Source organism: Rhodococcus sp. 14-2483-1-1, assembly GCF_002259335.1.
Lineage (GTDB): Bacteria > Actinomycetota > Actinomycetes > Mycobacteriales > Mycobacteriaceae > Rhodococcoides.
Genome location: NZ_NPFX01000014.1, coordinates 91266 through 108153, shown reverse-complemented (window position 1 = coordinate 108153; position 16888 = coordinate 91266). Strand labels below are relative to the sequence as shown.

At 62.9% G+C, this 16888-nt stretch carries 12 protein-coding genes; 9 read left to right on the top strand and 3 right to left on the bottom strand.

Annotated elements, in window-relative coordinates; all coding sequences use genetic code 11:
* Positions 1-132: 132 nt before the first annotated feature.
* Genes pdhA through lpdA form a run of 4 tightly spaced genes read left to right on the top strand, consistent with a single transcriptional unit; the run spans position 133 to position 4887 of the window.
* The gene (pdhA, locus tag CH294_RS11760) at positions 133-1248 is read left to right on the top strand and encodes a pyruvate dehydrogenase (acetyl-transferring) E1 component subunit alpha (RefSeq protein ID WP_094609223.1); all 1116 of its coding nucleotides are present in this window, start codon (positions 133-135) and stop codon (positions 1246-1248) included.
* Positions 1245-2249, top strand: coding sequence for an alpha-ketoacid dehydrogenase subunit beta (locus tag CH294_RS11755; protein ID WP_094738043.1), 1005 nt, complete (start codon positions 1245-1247; stop codon positions 2247-2249). Before pdhA ends, CH294_RS11755 begins: the two co-directional genes overlap by 4 nt.
* On the top strand, positions 2246-3517 hold the full coding sequence (locus CH294_RS11750) for a dihydrolipoamide acetyltransferase family protein (protein WP_094703689.1): 1272 nt from the start codon (positions 2246-2248) through the stop codon (positions 3515-3517). The genes CH294_RS11755 and CH294_RS11750 overlap by 4 nt, the downstream gene beginning before the upstream one ends.
* Positions 3514-4887: a dihydrolipoyl dehydrogenase gene (gene lpdA / locus CH294_RS11745; RefSeq protein ID WP_094738042.1), complete on the top strand. Its 1374-nt coding sequence runs from the start codon at positions 3514-3516 to the stop codon at positions 4885-4887. Before CH294_RS11750 ends, lpdA begins: the two co-directional genes overlap by 4 nt.
* 86 nt (positions 4888-4973) lie before the next feature.
* On the opposite strand, the gene CH294_RS11740 is transcribed toward lpdA, so the two are convergent.
* Entirely contained in the window at positions 4974-5498 is a 525-nt protein-coding gene (locus CH294_RS11740; RefSeq protein ID WP_094609220.1) for an Lrp/AsnC family transcriptional regulator, read from the bottom strand.
* Positions 5499-5705: 207 nt separating this feature from the next.
* Here CH294_RS11740 and hppD point away from each other — a divergent pair, with 207 nt between their 5' ends.
* On the top strand, positions 5706-6911 hold the full coding sequence (hppD, locus tag CH294_RS11735; protein WP_037154790.1) for a 4-hydroxyphenylpyruvate dioxygenase: 1206 nt from the start codon (positions 5706-5708) through the stop codon (positions 6909-6911).
* 110 nt (positions 6912-7021) lie between these two features.
* Here the strand turns inward: hppD and CH294_RS11730 are convergent, their stop codons facing one another.
* Together CH294_RS11730 and CH294_RS11725 are read right to left on the bottom strand one after the other, a co-directional pair.
* The gene (locus tag CH294_RS11730) at positions 7022-8005 is read right to left on the bottom strand and encodes an NAD(P)-dependent oxidoreductase (RefSeq protein ID WP_094703687.1); all 984 of its coding nucleotides are present in this window, start codon (positions 8003-8005) and stop codon (positions 7022-7024) included.
* A gap of 89 nt (positions 8006-8094) precedes the next feature.
* A complete protein-coding gene (locus CH294_RS11725; RefSeq protein WP_094738041.1) occupies positions 8095-9165 on the bottom strand; it encodes an isocitrate/isopropylmalate family dehydrogenase in 1071 nt (356 codons plus the stop codon).
* A gap of 284 nt (positions 9166-9449) precedes the next feature.
* On the opposite strand from CH294_RS11725, the gene CH294_RS11720 reads away from it, so the two are divergent.
* From CH294_RS11720 to CH294_RS11705, 4 genes are all read left to right on the top strand, one after another.
* The gene (locus CH294_RS11720; protein ID WP_094738040.1) at positions 9450-10328 is read left to right on the top strand and encodes a LysR family transcriptional regulator; all 879 of its coding nucleotides are present in this window, start codon (positions 9450-9452) and stop codon (positions 10326-10328) included.
* A 131-nt stretch (positions 10329-10459) separates the two neighbouring features.
* Positions 10460-11386, top strand: coding sequence for a zinc-binding dehydrogenase (locus tag CH294_RS11715; protein WP_094738039.1), 927 nt, complete (start codon positions 10460-10462; stop codon positions 11384-11386).
* Between the two features lie 39 nt (positions 11387-11425).
* On the top strand, positions 11426-15460 hold the full coding sequence (locus tag CH294_RS11710) for a type I polyketide synthase (RefSeq protein WP_094738038.1): 4035 nt from the start codon (positions 11426-11428) through the stop codon (positions 15458-15460).
* Positions 15457-16884 carry an MFS transporter gene (locus CH294_RS11705; protein WP_094738037.1) on the top strand — a complete coding sequence of 476 codons (1428 nt, stop codon included), beginning with the start codon at positions 15457-15459 and terminating at the stop codon, positions 16882-16884. Before CH294_RS11710 ends, CH294_RS11705 begins: the two co-directional genes overlap by 4 nt.
* Positions 16885-16888 lie beyond the last annotated feature (4 nt).

The window sequence follows — 16888 nt, the reverse complement described above, 5'->3', positions numbered from 1 at the left end:
CGCCCCGATCGGACATATTTCAACTCTGATCCATCGTCGGCAGCCATATGTCTGCAATTTTACGCCGTTAGGTATTCCACATGACGCTATCGGCCAGAATCGCCCTACAAGCCAATTTCAGGAGAGTGCGCCATGACGACCGTCGAGAAGGTTCCGGCAACGTCCTACCAACAGTTCATGCCCGCCGACCGTCCCGTGCAATATCTCGCACCGGACGGGACGGGCGTCGACAGCGCCGCACGCTATGCGCGGCCGTCCGACGAACGCCTGTTGGAAATGTATGGCTCGATGGTGCACGGCCGCCGATTCGACCAGCAGGCAACAGCATTGACCAAGCAGGGCCGCCTCGCGGTCTACCCGTCGGCCCGCGGACAGGAGGCCTGCCAGATCGCGGCTGCATTGTGCCTGGACAAGCAGGACTGGATGTTCCCTACGTACCGCGACTCGATGGCTCTCGCGGCGCGTGGAGTCGATCAGGTGGAGCTGCTCGGCATGCTCGCCGGCTACTGGCACTGCGGCTACGATCCGGCCGCCTACAAGGTCGCTCCCCAATGCACGCCTCTGGCAACACAGTTGTTGCACGCGACCGGCTTCGCATACGCCGAGTCGAAGCAGGGACGCGACACCGTCGCCCTTGCGTTCTGCGGAGACGGTGCCACCAGCGAGGGTGACTTCCACGAGGCTCTCAACTTCGCCGCGGTGTTCCGCGCCCCGGTCATCTTCCTGGTCCAGAACAACGGATTCGCCATCAGCGTTCCGCTGGCGCGCCAGAGCGCCGCGCCGTCGTTGTCGCACAAGGGCGTGGGCTACGGCATCGGTAGCGAGCAGGTCGACGGTAACGACCCCGTCGCGATGATGGCGGTGATGGACGAGGCCGTGAAATACGTCCGCGCAGGCAAGGGACCGGTGGTCGTCGAGGCGCACACCTACCGCATGGACGCCCACACCAACGCCGACGACGCCACCCGCTACCGCAAGGCCGACGAGGTCGAGGGCTGGCTGGCCCGAGATCCCCTCTCGCGCCTAGATTCCTACCTGCGTGCCCAGGGGGTTCTCACCGACGAACTCCGCGAGCAGATGACCGTCTCCGCCGACGCGGATGCCGCGGCGCTTCGGGCAGGAATGAACGCAGAGCAGGATGTCGACCCCGAGGACCTCTTCCGGTTCGTCTATTCCTCCCCCACCCCCGGTCTGATCGAACAGCGCAATCAGATCGCCGCCGAGATCGCAGCAGGAGAACTGTCATGACCACGATGACCATGGCCGGAGCCCTCAACGCCGCCCTGCGCGATGCGTTGACCGAGGACGAGAAGGTCGTCGTGTTCGGCGAGGATGTCGGCACCCTCGGCGGCGTCTTCCGCGTCACCGACGGCCTCACCCGCGACTTCGGCGACGACCGCTGCTTCGACACCCCGCTCGCCGAGTCGGGCATCGTCGGATTCGCGATCGGGATGGCGATATCGGGCTACAAGCCCGTCGTAGAGATGCAGTTCGACGCGTTCGCCTACCCGGCTTTCGAGCAGATCGTCTCCCACGTGGCCAAGCTGCGCAACAGAACTCGTGGCTCGCTGACCGCACCGATGGTCATTCGGATTCCATTTGCCGGCGGCATAGGCGGCGTCGAGCACCACTGCGACTCGTCCGAGGCCTACTACGCGCACACTCCTGGCCTGAAGGTCGTCTCGCCGTCCACAGTCGCCGACGCCTACTCGCTGATGCGCGACGCCATCGCCGATCCCGATCCGGTGATCTTTCTCGAACCGAAGCGGCTGTACTTCTCCAAGGACGACATCGAGCTGACCAAGACCGAGCCGATCGGCACGGCCGTCGTGCGCCGTGCCGGTACCGACGTCACGCTTCTCGCCTACGGACCGACGGTGTCCGTGGCCATGCAGGCCGCAGAGTTCGCGGCGGAGGACGGCCGGAGCGTCGAGGTGATCGATCTGCGATCGCTCAATCCGTTCGACGACGAGACCGTTGCGGCCTCAGTGCGCAAGACCGGACGCTGCATCGTGATTCAGGAAGCGCAGGGCTTCTCCGGCGTCGCCGCGGAGATCGCCTCACGAGTATCCGAGCGCTGCTTCCATCACCTGCACGCTCCAGTACTTCGAGTGACCGGACTCGACATCCCCTATCCCGCACCGAAACTCGAACACTTTCATCTGCCGTCTGCAGACCGCGTACTCGACGCGATCGACCGACTGCAGTGGAACGACGCACCCGATCTCAGCAAGGCGGTCACAGTATGAGCATGCAGGTGTTCCTGCTCCCCGACCTCGGTGAAGGACTGACCGAGGCCGAGATCGTCGAATGGAAGGTCAAGCCCGGCGACACCGTCACCATCGACCAGGTCGTCGTCGAAGTGGAGACCGCAAAAGCGTCCGTGGAGGTGCCCTGCCCGTTCGAGGGCGTCGTCGGCGAACTGCATGCGGCCGAGGGCACCTCACTCGCGGTCGGCGCGCCGCTGATCAGCATCACCGGCGGTGCCGTCGCCGACGTTCCCGCCGCCCACGAGCAGTACCGCGAAGAGGAACGAGCCGGCTCGGGAAATGTGCTGATCGGCTACGGCACGGGGCACGGTCCCACCGGCCGTCGCAAACGGAGAGCGGCTGCGCCGCAGGTGAGCGGAAACTCGACCCAGGCTACGACTTTCCATGCACATGCACCGAAGGTGCTCTCTCCCATCGTCCGGAGCATGGCACTGCAGGGCGGTCTCGATCTGGGCAGTATCGACACAGAAGGCAGCCACGGCGTCATCACTCGGGCAGACGTCGAGCGCGCCTTGTCGACGAATGTTCCTACGGTTGCGTCCTCGACCGACGGAGTCACTCGAATCCCGATCACCGGGATACGTAAAGCCATCGCAGACAAGCTCTCTCGCAGTCGTTCGGAAATTCCCGAGGCCACCGTCTGGGTCGACGTCGATGCGACGGCTCTGCTGCAGGCCCGACGCGACCTCGACGCCTCCATAGACGGCGTCAAGGTGACGTTGCTGGCGGTACTCGCCAAGCTGACGATGATCGCGTTGGCGAAGTTCCCGGAGCTCAACAGCACCGTCGATACCGCTGCGGGTGAGATCCTGCGCTACGAGAACATCGGGCTCGGCATTGCTGCCCAGACCGATCGCGGACTGATGGTTCCGGTTGTGCCGCAGGCCGACAAGGCAGATCTGAAGGAACTCGCCGAGCGGCTGGCCGAGTTGACCGAGCTCGCACGGACCGGTTCCCTCCCCGCAGCTCGCCTGAGCGGAGGAACGTTCACCCTCAACAACTACGGCGTGTTCGGGGTCGACGGCTCGGCCGCGATCATCAACCATCCCGAGGCTGCGATTCTCGGTATCGGACGAATCATCGACCGCCCGTGGGTCGTCGACGGCCAATTGGCCGTGCGCAAGGTGGCGCAGCTGTCGTTGGCGTTCGATCACCGCGTGTGCGACGGCGGGGTGGCCGGCGGGTTCTTGCGCACGGTGGCGGACTATGTCGAAAACCCGGTCGTGGCATTGGGATCCGTCCGATGAGCGCTCATGACGTCGATGTTCTGATCCTCGGCGGCGGCTCGGGTGGATACTCCTGCGCGCTGCGTGCCGACCAACTCGGCCTCTCGGTCGCGCTGGTCGAGGAAGACAAGCTCGGCGGCACCTGTCTGCACCGCGGATGCATCCCCACCAAGGCGCTGCTGCACACCGCCGAGGTCGCCGATGCAGTTCGAGGCTCGGCGCATGTCGGCGTCACCGCATCGCTGACCGGGGTGGACATGCCCGCGGCACTGGACTACCAGCGCAGCGTGGTCGCCGGCCTGTACGGAGGTCTGCAGGGACTGCTGAAGCGGCCGGGTATCGAGATCGTCTCGGGCCGTGGCCAGGTCGTCGGTCCTCGCACCGTCGAGGTGGAGGGTCGACGCATCACCGGAGCCTCGCTGGTTCTCGCCACCGGGTCGTATTCGCGCACCATTCCGGGAATCGAACTGGGGCCGCGGGTGCTCACCAGCGACAGCGCACTGTCGCTGGATCGGGTGCCCGAGTCGGTCGTCGTGCTCGGCGGCGGTGTGATCGGCATCGAATTCGCCAGCATCTGGGCATCGTTCGGTACGAAGGTCACAGTCGTCGAGGCACTCGATCGCATCGTTCCGGGTGAGGACGAATGGTCCTCGAAACAGCTCACCAAGGCACTACGCAAGCGCGGCATCGACATTCGTACCGGTACCAAGGTCGAGACCGTCACCGAATCATCCGACGACGTCTCGGTGGCCCTGTCGTCCGGGGACACCCTCACGGCCGATCTGGTGCTGGTGTCCGTCGGCCGCGGACCCCGCACCGACGGTCTCGGTCTGGCCGAGCAGGGCATCGCCACCGAACGCGGTTTCGTCACAGTCGACGACAACCTGCTCACCACTACGGACGGCACCTATGCCGTCGGCGACATCGTGGCGGGATATCAGTTGGCACACCGCGGTTTCCAGCACGGCATATTCGTCGCCGAGCACATCGCCGGCCTCGCGCCCGCGCGCATCGACGGCGATGTCGTTCCGCGAGTAACGTATTCGCACCCCGAGGTAGCGTCGGTGGGGCTCACCGAGAAGGCCGCAGAGGAGAAGTTCGGCACGGTGACGTCGGTGGTCTACGACCTCGGCGGCAACGGCAAGAGCCGCATTCTGGCCACAGCGGGCGGTGTCAAAGTGATTCGTGCACGCGACGACGGTCCTGTCGTCGGGGTTCACCTCGTCGGCGACCGAGTAGGCGAATTGATCGGCGAAGCCCAACTCGCAGTCGCATGGGAAGCACTACCGTCCGAGGTCGGCAGTTTCGTCCATGCCCACCCCACCCAGAACGAGGCACTCGGTGAAGCGATGATGGTGCTGTCGGGTCGGCCACTGCACGCGCACAGCTGATCCGGGGGCAGCGGGCCTTTCTCGACGTGGCCACCGACACAGCACTTACGTCCGATGTCGGTGGCCCGTCAGGGGTCGTGTCCCGCTCACGGTTCGCCCTTCCGGAAAGCAGGTGCCTTGCTTGCTTTCTCGGTGTTCAGTGTTGCGATGAGAGGCAGTGTTCGCAACGAGATGATCTCCGACAGAGCGATCACGCTGGTCGACCTCGACACCACGCCGGACTTGTTCAGGGCGATCAGTGTGGCTTGTAGGCCGTCGTGGGATGCCGCAGCGATACGGCACAACACGTCTCCGGCCCCGGTCGTCGCAAAAGCCTCCAGCACACCCGGGATCGATTCCAATTCCGATGTGACCGAATCCAACGCACCCTGCACTATTTCGAGAGTCACGAAGGCTTGCACCCCGAAGCCCGCGGCCGAGAGGCCGATCCGGGGTTCGTATCCGGCCAGAACACCCGCATTCTCCAGCCTCCGGAGTCTCGAATGCACCGTCGCGCGAGCGACATTCACGAGTCGAGAAAGTTCCAGTGCCCCTGCGCGCGGGTGATGATGCATCGCAGTCAACAAAGCGAAATCCAACTCGTCGAGAGTCACCGCACCGTGCCCCGCCATCGCCTATCCCCTTCCGCACATTTTCTAGACACATCGTATAGCAACAACCGCCCTTTGCCGGTCGATCCAGACACACTGCCTAGCATCAGATGTGTTGATTGACTAGCGCCGCATCGTTGGGTTTGCTGAGTTCACAGCTACGGTCCTGCCGCCGGCTGGCCATCCACTCTTGCGCAGTCCGCCCTTCCAGCGATAGGAGCACAATCAATGTCCATCGAACAAACGCTCACCAACGAAGAGCAGCTCGCAGACCTCGACCTCGAGCAACTCCAGCAGCTCGTCGGGCTGGTGGAATACGACGGCGCACGTGACCCCTTCCCGGTCAGCGGGTGGGACGGACTGGTGTGGATCGTCGGTAATGCAACGCAGACCGCCCACTTCTTCCAATCTGCATTCGGGATGGAACTGGTTGCCTACTCCGGCCCGTCGACAGGTAACCGGGACCATCATGCCTTCGTACTGAAAAGCGGCGCAGTGCGATTCGTGATCAAAGGTGCCGTGGACCCGCAGAGCTCATTGATCGAACATCACCGCAAACACGGTGACGGAATTATCGACATCTCGCTCGCAGTCCCCGATGTCGACAAGTGCATCGCCCACGCCCGGTCGCAGGGAGCAACCGTCCTCGTCGAACCGCACGATACGTCCGACGACAACGGAACCGTCCGATCGGCAACCATCGCCACCTACGGGGACACCCAGCACACTCTCGTCGACCGTTCGCGGTACAACGGCCCCTATCTGCCCGGATACATCGAGCGAACATCTGCTTACGTCAAACGAGACGGCGCACCCAAGCGCATCTTTCAGGCACTCGATCATGTCGTCGGAAACGTCGAGCTGGGCAAGATGGACCAGTGGGTGGACTTCTACAACCGGGTCATGGGCTTCACCAACATGGCGGAGTTCGTCGGCGCGGACATCGCCACCGACTACTCGGCATTGATGAGCAAGGTCGTGTCCAACGGGAACCATCGCGTGAAGTTCCCGCTCAACGAGCCTGCGATCGCCAAGAAGCGATCCCAGATCGACGAGTACCTCGACTTCTACCAGGGCCCCGGCGCACAGCACCTGGCATTGGCCACGAACGACATTCTGACCGCAGTGGACCAGCTCCGCGCCGAAGGAATCGAATTTCTCACCACCCCAGACAGCTACTACGAGGACCCGGAACTCCGCGCGCGCATCGGCGAAGTTCGAGCACCCATCGAAGAACTACAGAAGCGCGGAATTCTCGTCGATCGTGACGAAGACGGCTACCTGCTGCAGATCTTCACCAAGCCCATCGTGGATCGACCCACGGTCTTCTTCGAGTTGATCGAACGCCACGGCTCGCTCGGTTTCGGACTCGGCAACTTCAAAGCATTGTTCGAGGCCATCGAACGTGAACAGGCCGCACGCGGAAACTTCTGAGCCTCGACCGGACTGCGTCGACAGACAACAATGGTGTGTCCCCACTGAACCGGGGACACACCATTGTCAACTACGACCCGCTGGTCGGCGGTCAGGTACAGAGTCGGACTTCACGCATCCACGGTGACAGCCGCACGTTTGACCGTAGTGATCACTCCGCTGGGGATACCACCTCGAAGGACCGTATCGAAGTTGTGCCACACGGTCTCGATTCTGCGCTGGACATTCTCCCAGCCGACTCCGGCCATATGCGGCGTGCACACGACCTGATCCAGCCGAAGCAATTCGCTCGATAGGTCGAGCGGCTCGCTCTGGTAGACATCCAGGCCGGCACCGGCGATGCGGCCATCACGCAGGAGTTCGATCAGTGCGGTCTCGTCCACGACTTCGCCGCGTCCGACGTTGACGAGAACCCCGCTGCGTTTCATCATCGCCAGTTCGTCTCGGCCGATCATCCGATCGGATTCCTCGTTCAACGGGACACTGAGGCAGACGACATCTGATACGGCCATCAGTTCCGACAGTGAGACCTGCCGAGCCGAGATGAGTTCGGAAACGGTGAGGGGTATTTCGGCGTTGTCGTAGAAGACGACGTTGGCTCCGAACCCGTGATGGACTATCTTGCCCACCCAGCGACCGATATTTCCGAGACCGACGATTCCGACGGTCTTCCCGTAGAGCTCCGAGTACGAGGTCTCGTCCAGCTCTTGGCGCCACTTTCCTTCTCTCATCAGCTCCATCGACGCCGGAATTCGCCTGAGCAACGTCAACATCAACGTGAGCGCATGTTCAGCGACGGAAATCGAGTGCGTCTTCATTTGCGCAACCGGCACACCCAGATCGTTCAATACGGGGAGCGAGAGTTGCCCGTAGCCGGAACTCATGTACTGGATGAACTTGACGTTCTTTGCTGCGCGGAACACGTCCTCCGGAACGTCGACGCCCGAGATGATGAAGTCGGCATCGGCCGCTTCCTCGCACATCTCGGACACGTCGGAATCCAAAGACATGATTTTGACCTCGAATCCATCCGGAACGGATTCGGTGATTCGGTCGATGTAGTCCTTCAACGGATTGACAAACAAAATTTTCATTGTCGTGGCGTCACTTTCGGTGTTCGTTGTCGAACCGCGATCCGCGGTTCTCGTCGATCTCTACGCAGCACGCGAGGTGCCGCACTGGATCAGGCCGGCAGAGCGTCGACGACCGCTCCCACTACATCTTGGGTACTTGCCGATCCGCCCAGATCACGCGACCGCGGGCCCGACTCCAGCGCGGACTCGACAGCATCCTGGATACCCCGTGCGGCGGCGATGCATCGATCGTCTCCGCGTCGTTCGCCGAGCCACTCCAGCATCATGGCGGCAGAGAGAATCATCGCGATCGGATTTGCTATGCCTTTGCCCGCGATATCGGGCGCGCTCCCGTGCGAAGGCTGGAACACTCCGCGCTCCAAACTGACATCGGCCGACGGCGCGACACCGAGACCTCCGACGAGACCTGCTGCGATCTCGGACACGATATCGCCGAAAATGTTCTCGGTGACCACGACGTCGAAGCGCCCGGGGTCGGTGACCATCAGCATGGATCCCGCATCGATGTAGAGCTTTGCGCTCCCGATATCGGGGTTCTTCGCCGCAACCTCGTCGAAGACTTTCTCCATGAGGACATTGCTGCGCAGGGCATTCGACTTGTGCAGCAACGTCACGTGCCCCGGCGTTCCCCTCTTGCGGCGCTCCCGCGCCTGCCCGAAGGCCATTGCGAAGAGCCTCTCGCAATTGGCCCGGGTGATCGTCATCCGATCGCTCGCCTGCTCGTCGCTGGGCTCGTGCACGTCGGCCAATCCAGCGAACATGCCCTCGGTCGTCTCGCGAATCACGAGCATGTCGATGTGTTCCGCCTTCACAGCACTATCGACTCCTCGGAACAGCCGAACCGGCCGGAGACTCGAGAAAAGTCCGTAGTGCGCGCGCATTTCGACCTGAGCGCCGAGCTCGAGCCCTTCGGGATCACGGACATCAGGTAGGCCCATCGCGCCGAACAACACGGCGTCGGACTTTCCTATCTCGTCCATGTCCGCCTCGGTGATCCTGCGCCCCGTGCGGCGGTACAGATCTGCACTGAAGTCATGGAATGCGTATTCCATCTCCAACCCGTAGCGCGCTTCACATTTTTTCAGGACGGTCAGGGCGGCATCCACCACTTCGGTTCCGATTCCGTCGCCGGGGATGACGGCAATGTCGTATCGAGTCACTGTTCTCCTGCTTCGCTTGTCGCACGTGCCTGGACTGTCGGATGGAAAAGGAGAGGTTCGTCCGATAACCCCTACTGGTTCTCATTAAATGAGAATTAGATTACTGTCCTCTGGTAAGAAGGGTAACAGCGCGTGACTCGCCTCACAAGCGACCGTGTACAGCGATGGGAACCACGCTCCGCACTGACGAACGACGGCTTTCCTTCGTGCGCCCTTGCGGTACACGCTGGATACTGATCGGTAGGTTCTAGGAACGCGGAGTCCGAGCAGGGGGCGGTTTCGACATGGAGATCAAGCAGCTCAGGTACTTTCTAGTGGTCGCCGAAGAACTGCATTTCGCCCGTTCGGCGGAGCGATTGCACGTGGTCCAGGCCGTGGTCAGTCAACAGATACGAAGACTCGAACACGAGCTGGGCCAGCCGCTGTTCGACAGGTCCAAACGCCAAGTAGCGCTGACCGCCGCGGGGTGCAGGCTGGTCCCAGAAGCTCGAGCAGTGCTCGATGCTGTGTCACATGCCGCTGCGGCTGTGCGATCTCGCTCCGACGAGTCCGACGCACCACCGCATCTTCGATTGGGAATAGCAGGCGGGTCAGGCAAACGCGTCGACCTACTGCTGGACCACCTCGGAACACATTTTCCCGATCTGCTCGTCACACTGGAAATCGGGCAGGTATGGGAACAACTCGACGCCGTCCGTTCGGGTGCACTCGACGCCGCACTGGTTCGCCTGCCCAGAAACGACCAGGACCTGAACCTCATTCCGGCCTGGGTCGACCGGATCGTCGTCGCGATTCCCACGCGCCATCCGCTGGCTTCCAAACCCGATCTAGCGCTATCGGATCTGGCGGACCTTCCGCTGCGCCTGATTCCGTCCGAGCAGAACCCCGCCTTCGCCGCCACCGTGCTCCGTGCCTGTGCGGACTCCGGGTTCGAGCCGGGCACGGGAATTCCATTCCGAGACCTACAAACAACAGTGCTCGAACTCGGCTCGGGACCACCATCGTGGACAGCGATGTACGAGGGCTCAGCACAAGCGATGTCGACCGAACGCGTCACCTTCCGGCCCGTGACCGATCCCGGCATGGTCGTACAGATGTGGCTGGCGGTACGAGAACGGACCACGCTCGTCGACGCCCTGGCCGAAGCGTGCGCCCACATCTGACCTCCGATTGCTTTTCGTGAACGCTGAGTGCACGAATTGCTTCTGGTTCACACCGACGGATCGGCGTTGACTCGTCGTCGTACAGATTCACACCCTCTCGGTGTGACCACACGACGAGATCGGATACGCCGATGTACACGACGATCAACACCCCTGACTCTGATACTCCCATCCAACGTCTCGAAGCCGAAGATCCGAAGCCGGCCGCCGATGAGGCTCTCGTGCAGATCCATTCGTTCTCTGTCAACCGCGGGGAACTGTCCCTCATGGCCGCGAGAGGCCACGGCTGGCGACCCGGCCAGGACATCAGTGGCGTCGTGATCGATGCGGCCGCAGACGGGAGCGGACCCAAAGCAGGCACACCCATTGTCGGAATGGTCGACGGAGCCGGATGGTCCGAACTCGCGGCCGTGCGCACCGATCGAATGGCAGTTCTCCCGGATACACTGGGCACCAACATCGCTGCCGCTCTGCCAATGGCGGGACTGACCGCGCTACGCACCGTACGTTTGGGCGGCGACCTGCTGGGACGCAAGGTTCTCATCACCGGAGCCAACGGCGGCGTGGGTCGGTTTCAGATCCAATTGGCCAGTGCCGCAGGTGCGTCGGTCACAGCGATCACGACAGCCGGCGAGAACGAAGCCAGTGAACTGATCGAACTCGGGGCAACCGAGGTGACCGATACCCCGTCGGATGCATCAGGTCCCTTCGATCTGATCATCGAATCCGTCGGCGGTGCAGCACTCGAAGCCGCACTGTCCGTGCTGGCCCCCAAGGGCACGCTGGTAATGATCGGCAACAGTTCCGGCACCAAGGCCGAGCTCGATGTCTTCTCGTTCATGGGTCACGAGGGCGCGACGATCACCAACTACATGTCGTATGCAGTCGCGCACCCCGAACGCGAGGACCTCGAATTGCTCGTGAGCTTGGCCGCCGACGGCCGCATCGATCCGACACCCGGGTACTGCGTCGATTGGTCGGAACTCACTCATGTCATCGAACTGATGAAACGACGCGAATTGCCCGGCGGAAAAGCTGTACTCACGATCTCCCACTGACCTGCACTACTCGGTACTGACGAACAGGAACGGTGCGCGATGCGAGAACGACCGACAGATAGCGACAGTGATATCGAGGGCGGCATAGCAATCGTAGGTATGGCGTGCAGAGCACCAGGAGTTCACGGAGTGGACGAGTACTGGAACCTTCTGATCGAAGGCGTCGACGCAATCTGCGACGTTCCTGCCAACAGGTTTCGGGTCGATGACACTGACGATCCGCGGATGCGACGCGGTGGATTCGTGGACAACGTAGCCGGTTTCGACGCAGAGTTCTTCTCCATTTCACCCCGTGAAGCCGAGTCGATGGACCCGCAGCAACGCCTTCTTCTCGAATGTGTGTGGGAGGCGTTAGAGGACGCGGGCCACCCACGACAGAAGTGGCAGGGAACCAATACCGGGGTATTCGTCGGTACCGATACCTCGAACTACTGGGAGCGCCGGCACCGCTCCGATCCCAACGTGTACGGCGTCATGGGCGGCGGCGCGCGTTCGTCCATGGCAGGTCGCGTGTCGTACGTCTTCGACCTCAATGGTCCTGCACTGTCCATAGATTCGGCATGCGCCTCGTCGCTCAGTGCGGTCCACCTGGCCAGTCGCAGCCTCAGGGACGGCGAGTGTACCGCCGCGATCGCGGCCGGTGTGCACCTGATACTCGGGCCATGGGAGAGCCGGGCGTTCTCCGACGCGGGCATGCTCTCCCCCGATAACCGCTGCAAGTTCGGTGATGCCGACGCCGACGGATTCGTCCGAAGCGAAGGGATCGGCGTCCTGCTTCTGCGGCCCCTTGACGACGCTCTCGCAGACGGCGACCCGATCCATGCCGTGATCGCAGGCAGTGGAAGCAGCAACGACGGATCGGGCAGTGACCTATTCATGGCACCGGCTCGCTCGGGTCAACGACTGATGCTCGAACGTGCGTACGCCGATGCACGGATCGACCCACGCACCGTCGCCTTCGTCGAGGCCCACGGAACTGGGACCCAAGCTGGCGACCCCGTCGAACTCGGTGCCCTCCACGACGTGCTGGGCCGCGACCGGTCGACATCGAACCCGCTGTACGTCGGATCCGTCAAGACGAACATCGGACACGCCGAAGCAGCCGCCGGGATCCTGGGAACGATCAAAGCGGTGCTGGCGAGCAAACACCGTGTCATCCCCGCCAACCTCAACTTCATCCGCCCCAATCCCGAGATCGATTGGGACGCAATGTCGATACGAATTCCGACGGAAGCCACACCACTCGGCGACCACGCGGTCATCGGCGTCAACGCATTTGGCGTCTCGGGCACCAACGTCCACGTCGTCCTCGCCCCAGCACCGGCACCGGCACCGAACCCGACGCCTCGGACCGACGCCGCATGCAGCGAGTCCGGCACCGCCCACTTGCTGACCCTGTCCGCCGGCACCGAAGAAGCACTGCGCGACACCATTCGCTTCCACCTCGCGTACTTCGGTGCGGGTGGCTCGGGTGCCGATGTCGCCCTGGCAGATATATGCCACACGGCGGCCATGCGCCGCACACATCACGTCGCGCGCGCCGCGGTCGTGGGCGAGACCCACGACGAGATCAGCGACGCGTTGCGCGCAATCCTGCACGATCCACCGGAACAGCTCCGACGCATTCCGCGTCGAGTTGTCTTCGTCTTCCCCGGGCAGGGATCTCAATGGTTCGGCATGGGGAGAGATCTCCTGGAGACCTCGCCTGCGTTCCGATCCGCCGTACTCGAATGCGAGCAAGCGATCTTCGACGCCGCCGGGTGGTCCTTGATCGACGCGTTGACCGACGATACGCAGCAGTGGGACCGCATCGACATCGTGCAACCGAGCCTGTGGGCCATGCAGGTGGCGCTAGCGCGAACCTGGCAGCGTTTCGGAGTCGATCCAAGCATCGTCGTCGGCCATAGCATGGGAGAAGTTGCGGCAGCATGCATTTCGGGCGCTCTGAGCGTCGCTGACGGTGCACGTATCATGTGTCTTCGATCGTCCGCGATGAGCACGGTGGCCGGCGAAGGAGCAATGCTCGTGGTCGGTGCTCCGGCCACCGTCATGGAACAGTGGATCACGGACAACAACACCGACGTCGTGGTCGCGGTCGTCAACAGCTCGACCTCGACGGTGATCTCGGGCCCAACTACGCACATTGACGACGCCGAGAAGAACCTCGACGACGCCGGTTACTTCGTCCGACGCGTTGCCGTGGACGTGGCCAGCCACAGTCCGCAGATGGACCCACTGACGCGGCCGCTTGCTGCCGATCTCGCCGATCTCACGCCACGCACCACCGAGATCGACTTCTTCTCCACGGTCGTGGCAGCACGAATCGACGGCGATGAACTGGATGCGGACTACTGGGCCTCGAACCTGCGCAACCGAGTTCGATTCGAGGAGGCTATTTCCAACATCGCCTCCGACCGACCCACCGTCTTTGTCGAAATTTCACCGCATCCTCTACTGAGCAGCGCAATTCGTGACAACGACTCGGGCACCGACAGCGTGACGGTATCCACCACCACCCGCAACCAACCGGAACGTGCCGAAATCCTGCAGAATGTGGCCGCGCTGTACGCGGCCGGCATCGACATCGACTTCGCCGCTCTGTACGAAAACGGACGATGCGTGCCCATGCCCCGCTACGCGTGGCAACGAGAACGCTTCTGGCTAGACGATGCGTTCGACAGGAACTTGATACCAACGGCAGACACCCCGAAGCAGACCCACCCGATCATCCTGAATGCAGCACAGTCGCCGTATCTGGACGAACACGTGCTACTGGGATCGCCCATGATCTCGGGTGCCACCATGATCGAGCATGCTCGACGAGTGGCGGTGTCGATTCTGGGCACGGATCACGTGACGATCCGAGATGCGCACTTCTTCGAGCCGCTGTTCACCGCCGATTCTGCGTTGTTCATCGATGCACACGTGCAGTCCGAGAACGAAGTTCGATGCGAACTGATCGACGACCGCGGAGTTCGATACTTCGAGTGCACCATCGACGACTCGGTGGACTCAACTCCGGTGACGGTGACACCCGTGCACGGATCGACGGTGGTCGGATCCGATTTCTACTCCGCAGCACAGGCGGGTGGCCTCGATTGGGGCCCTCGACTACGCGGCGTGCAGGCGGTGCACCGGGCACGTGGTGCCCTGTCTGCCAACGTCGTTCGCCCTGATGTTCTCGAGGACGACGGATCGCCGTTGCACCCCGCGTTGATCGAAGCATGCCTGACTCCGCTGCTTGCATTGCTCGAACGACCGGGCTGGATGGTGGCCGAACACATCGATCGAATACGCATCCTCGGATCGGCAACCACTATGACCAGTCACATCACCCTTCGCGACAACGGTGTCGACGGAACCACCCGAGCCGACGTCGTCGTACTCGACGAAAGGAATGAAACGATGGCCGAACTCACCGGCGTGAACGTCCGAACATCCGCACCGATCGACAGTCATTGGCGTCACAACGAGGTCGCCGGCCCACTTGCACCGCAGGTGACCATCGCACCGGCTCCCTCTGCCGGGTCGTCGATCGTGCTGTCCGGCGACCTCGACATCGTCGAGCCCACCTCCGGACTGCACATTCGATTGTCCGGGCGTATCGAGGTGAACCCCGTCGGCATTGCCGACACGCGACTCCCGGCGTCGACCCCTGCACGTACCGCGACCGCCCCCGCGCAACCCTCGGCACCCCAGCCTGCCGCCCCTCGTTCCGCCGAGCCTGCCCGCTCGCCTGTGCCTCCGGCAGCTCCGGCTGCTTCGTCCGCCCCGGCGGCGAAAACGTCTGCTGCCCAACAGAACAGTGCGGAGACTGCCACGGACGTGGACGTACTAGACCTGTTGATGACCACAGTGGCGAGCACACTGCGCAAGCCCAAGGCAAAGCTGTCGGCCGATTCGCGCGCACGCGACATCGGACTCGACTCGATTATGTCGCTCGAGGTGAAGACACGGCTGCAATCCGACCTCACCGTCGATATTCCGGCGAAATTGCTGCTGCAGGCAGCGTCTCTACGCGATGCGGCCGACACCATTGCCGCGCTGCGAGATTCCCGTGAGCTCCGACAATGACCGACCAGATCCACCGTCCACGGCGTCTCGGTACATCGAAGCAGGCAACTGCGCTCGTGACGTTGATACTCGTCGGATCTCAGTTCATGGTCTCGATGGACGCCACGATCGTCAACGTCGCCCTACCGTCCATGCAGGACTCCCTGGGACTCTCCGGATCCGCCCTCCCCTGGGTCGTCAACGCGTACGCTCTACCCTTCGGCGGACTGCTCCTACTCGGCGCACGTGTGGGCGACTACATCGGCCGCAGGCGGGTGTTCATCGCCGGCATGCTGTTGTTCACCCTCGCCTCGCTCGCATGCGGATTGGCCTCCACCTCCATCGAATTGATCGCAGCTCGCGGTGTTCAAGGCGTCGGTGCCGCGGCGATGTCTCCGGTTGCCATGGCGATCCTGGTGGCAGAGTTCGAAGGTTCGCAGCGCAACAGGGTGCTCGGACTGTGGGGAGCCATGTCCGGACTCGCAGGAGGCGTCGGGATGCTGGCGGGTGGACTCCTCACGTCCGCATCGTGGCGGTGGAACTTCTTGGTCAATGTCCCTGTGGGCGTTGCCGTTCTGGCAGGCTCCGCCCTCCTGCCAGCAGGCCGTTCTCGTACTGTCGGTCGGCCCGACGTGCTCGGTGCAATGCTCGCGGCCGTGGGACTGTCGACAATCGCCTACGGGGTCGCGATCGCCGGGGACAGTGGATGGACGGCGTTCACCACGCTCGTCTTCCTCGGATCGGGAGCTGTGGTCGTGGCTCTGTTCACGCTGTGGCAGCGCCGGGCCGAGGCCCCGCTGGTCGACCTCGGCATCTTCCGCAACCGCTCGGTCTCGATAGGGATTGTCATCGTTGCGATCACCGGCGCGCTGGGACAGGTCACCTACTTCACCTACACGATCTATCTGCAGCGTGAGCACGGATTCGACCCCGTAGCAGCAGGCTTTGCGTTCCTCCCCATCAGCATCATCCTGTTCGCCGCGTCCACCCGCGTTCAAATGCTGATCGAAAAGGTGGGCCTACGGCAATCGCTCGGTGCGGGTTTGATGCTCTCCGCCGTGGGCCTGCTCTGGAGCACTCAGATCGGATCCGACGACAGTTTCGCGTCAGCGTTCCTCGGACCGTCCATTCTGTGGTCGCTGGGTTGGGGCATCGCGCAGGCGACCTCGTTCATCGCCGGCGCACAAGGCACGTCGAGTGCCGAATCGGGCACCGTATCCGGATTGATTTCGACCACATACCGTCTCGGCGGGGCCATCGGACTCGCAGCCATCCTGAGCGTCGCCGCCGCCAGTTCGACCGTTCTGCAATCGGGCGGCACCGGAGGCGACCTCCTCGACGGTCTCCGAGCCGCGTGGTGGGCAGGAGCCGGGCTCGCCTTCATCGGTGCGCTGCTGTCCTTTGCCCTGCCATCCCCCCAGCGCACTTCCACCCACATCGGATAGAAAG

What these genes read in the sequence shown, in the direction of transcription:
- CH294_RS11705 (WP_094738037.1), top strand. Translation starts at nt 15,457, where the DNA reads ATGACCGACCAGATCCACCGTCCACGGCGTCTCGGTACATCGAAGCAG.
- lpdA (WP_094738042.1), top strand. Translation starts at nt 3,514, where the DNA reads ATGAGCGCTCATGACGTCGATGTTCTGATCCTCGGCGGCGGCTCGGGT.
- CH294_RS11755 (WP_094738043.1), top strand. Translation starts at nt 1,245, where the DNA reads ATGACCACGATGACCATGGCCGGAGCCCTCAACGCCGCCCTGCGCGAT.
- CH294_RS11750 (WP_094703689.1), top strand. Translation starts at nt 2,246, where the DNA reads ATGAGCATGCAGGTGTTCCTGCTCCCCGACCTCGGTGAAGGACTGACC.
- CH294_RS11720 (WP_094738040.1), top strand. Translation starts at nt 9,450, where the DNA reads ATGGAGATCAAGCAGCTCAGGTACTTTCTAGTGGTCGCCGAAGAACTG.
- CH294_RS11740 (WP_094609220.1), bottom strand. Translation starts at nt 5,498, where the DNA reads ATGGCGGGGCACGGTGCGGTGACTCTCGACGAGTTGGATTTCGCTTTG.
- pdhA (WP_094609223.1), top strand. Translation starts at nt 133, where the DNA reads ATGACGACCGTCGAGAAGGTTCCGGCAACGTCCTACCAACAGTTCATG.
- CH294_RS11715 (WP_094738039.1), top strand. Translation starts at nt 10,460, where the DNA reads ATGTACACGACGATCAACACCCCTGACTCTGATACTCCCATCCAACGT.
- hppD (WP_037154790.1), top strand. Translation starts at nt 5,706, where the DNA reads ATGTCCATCGAACAAACGCTCACCAACGAAGAGCAGCTCGCAGACCTC.
- CH294_RS11710 (WP_094738038.1), top strand. Translation starts at nt 11,426, where the DNA reads ATGCGAGAACGACCGACAGATAGCGACAGTGATATCGAGGGCGGCATA.
- CH294_RS11730 (WP_094703687.1), bottom strand. Translation starts at nt 8,005, where the DNA reads ATGAAAATTTTGTTTGTCAATCCGTTGAAGGACTACATCGACCGAATC.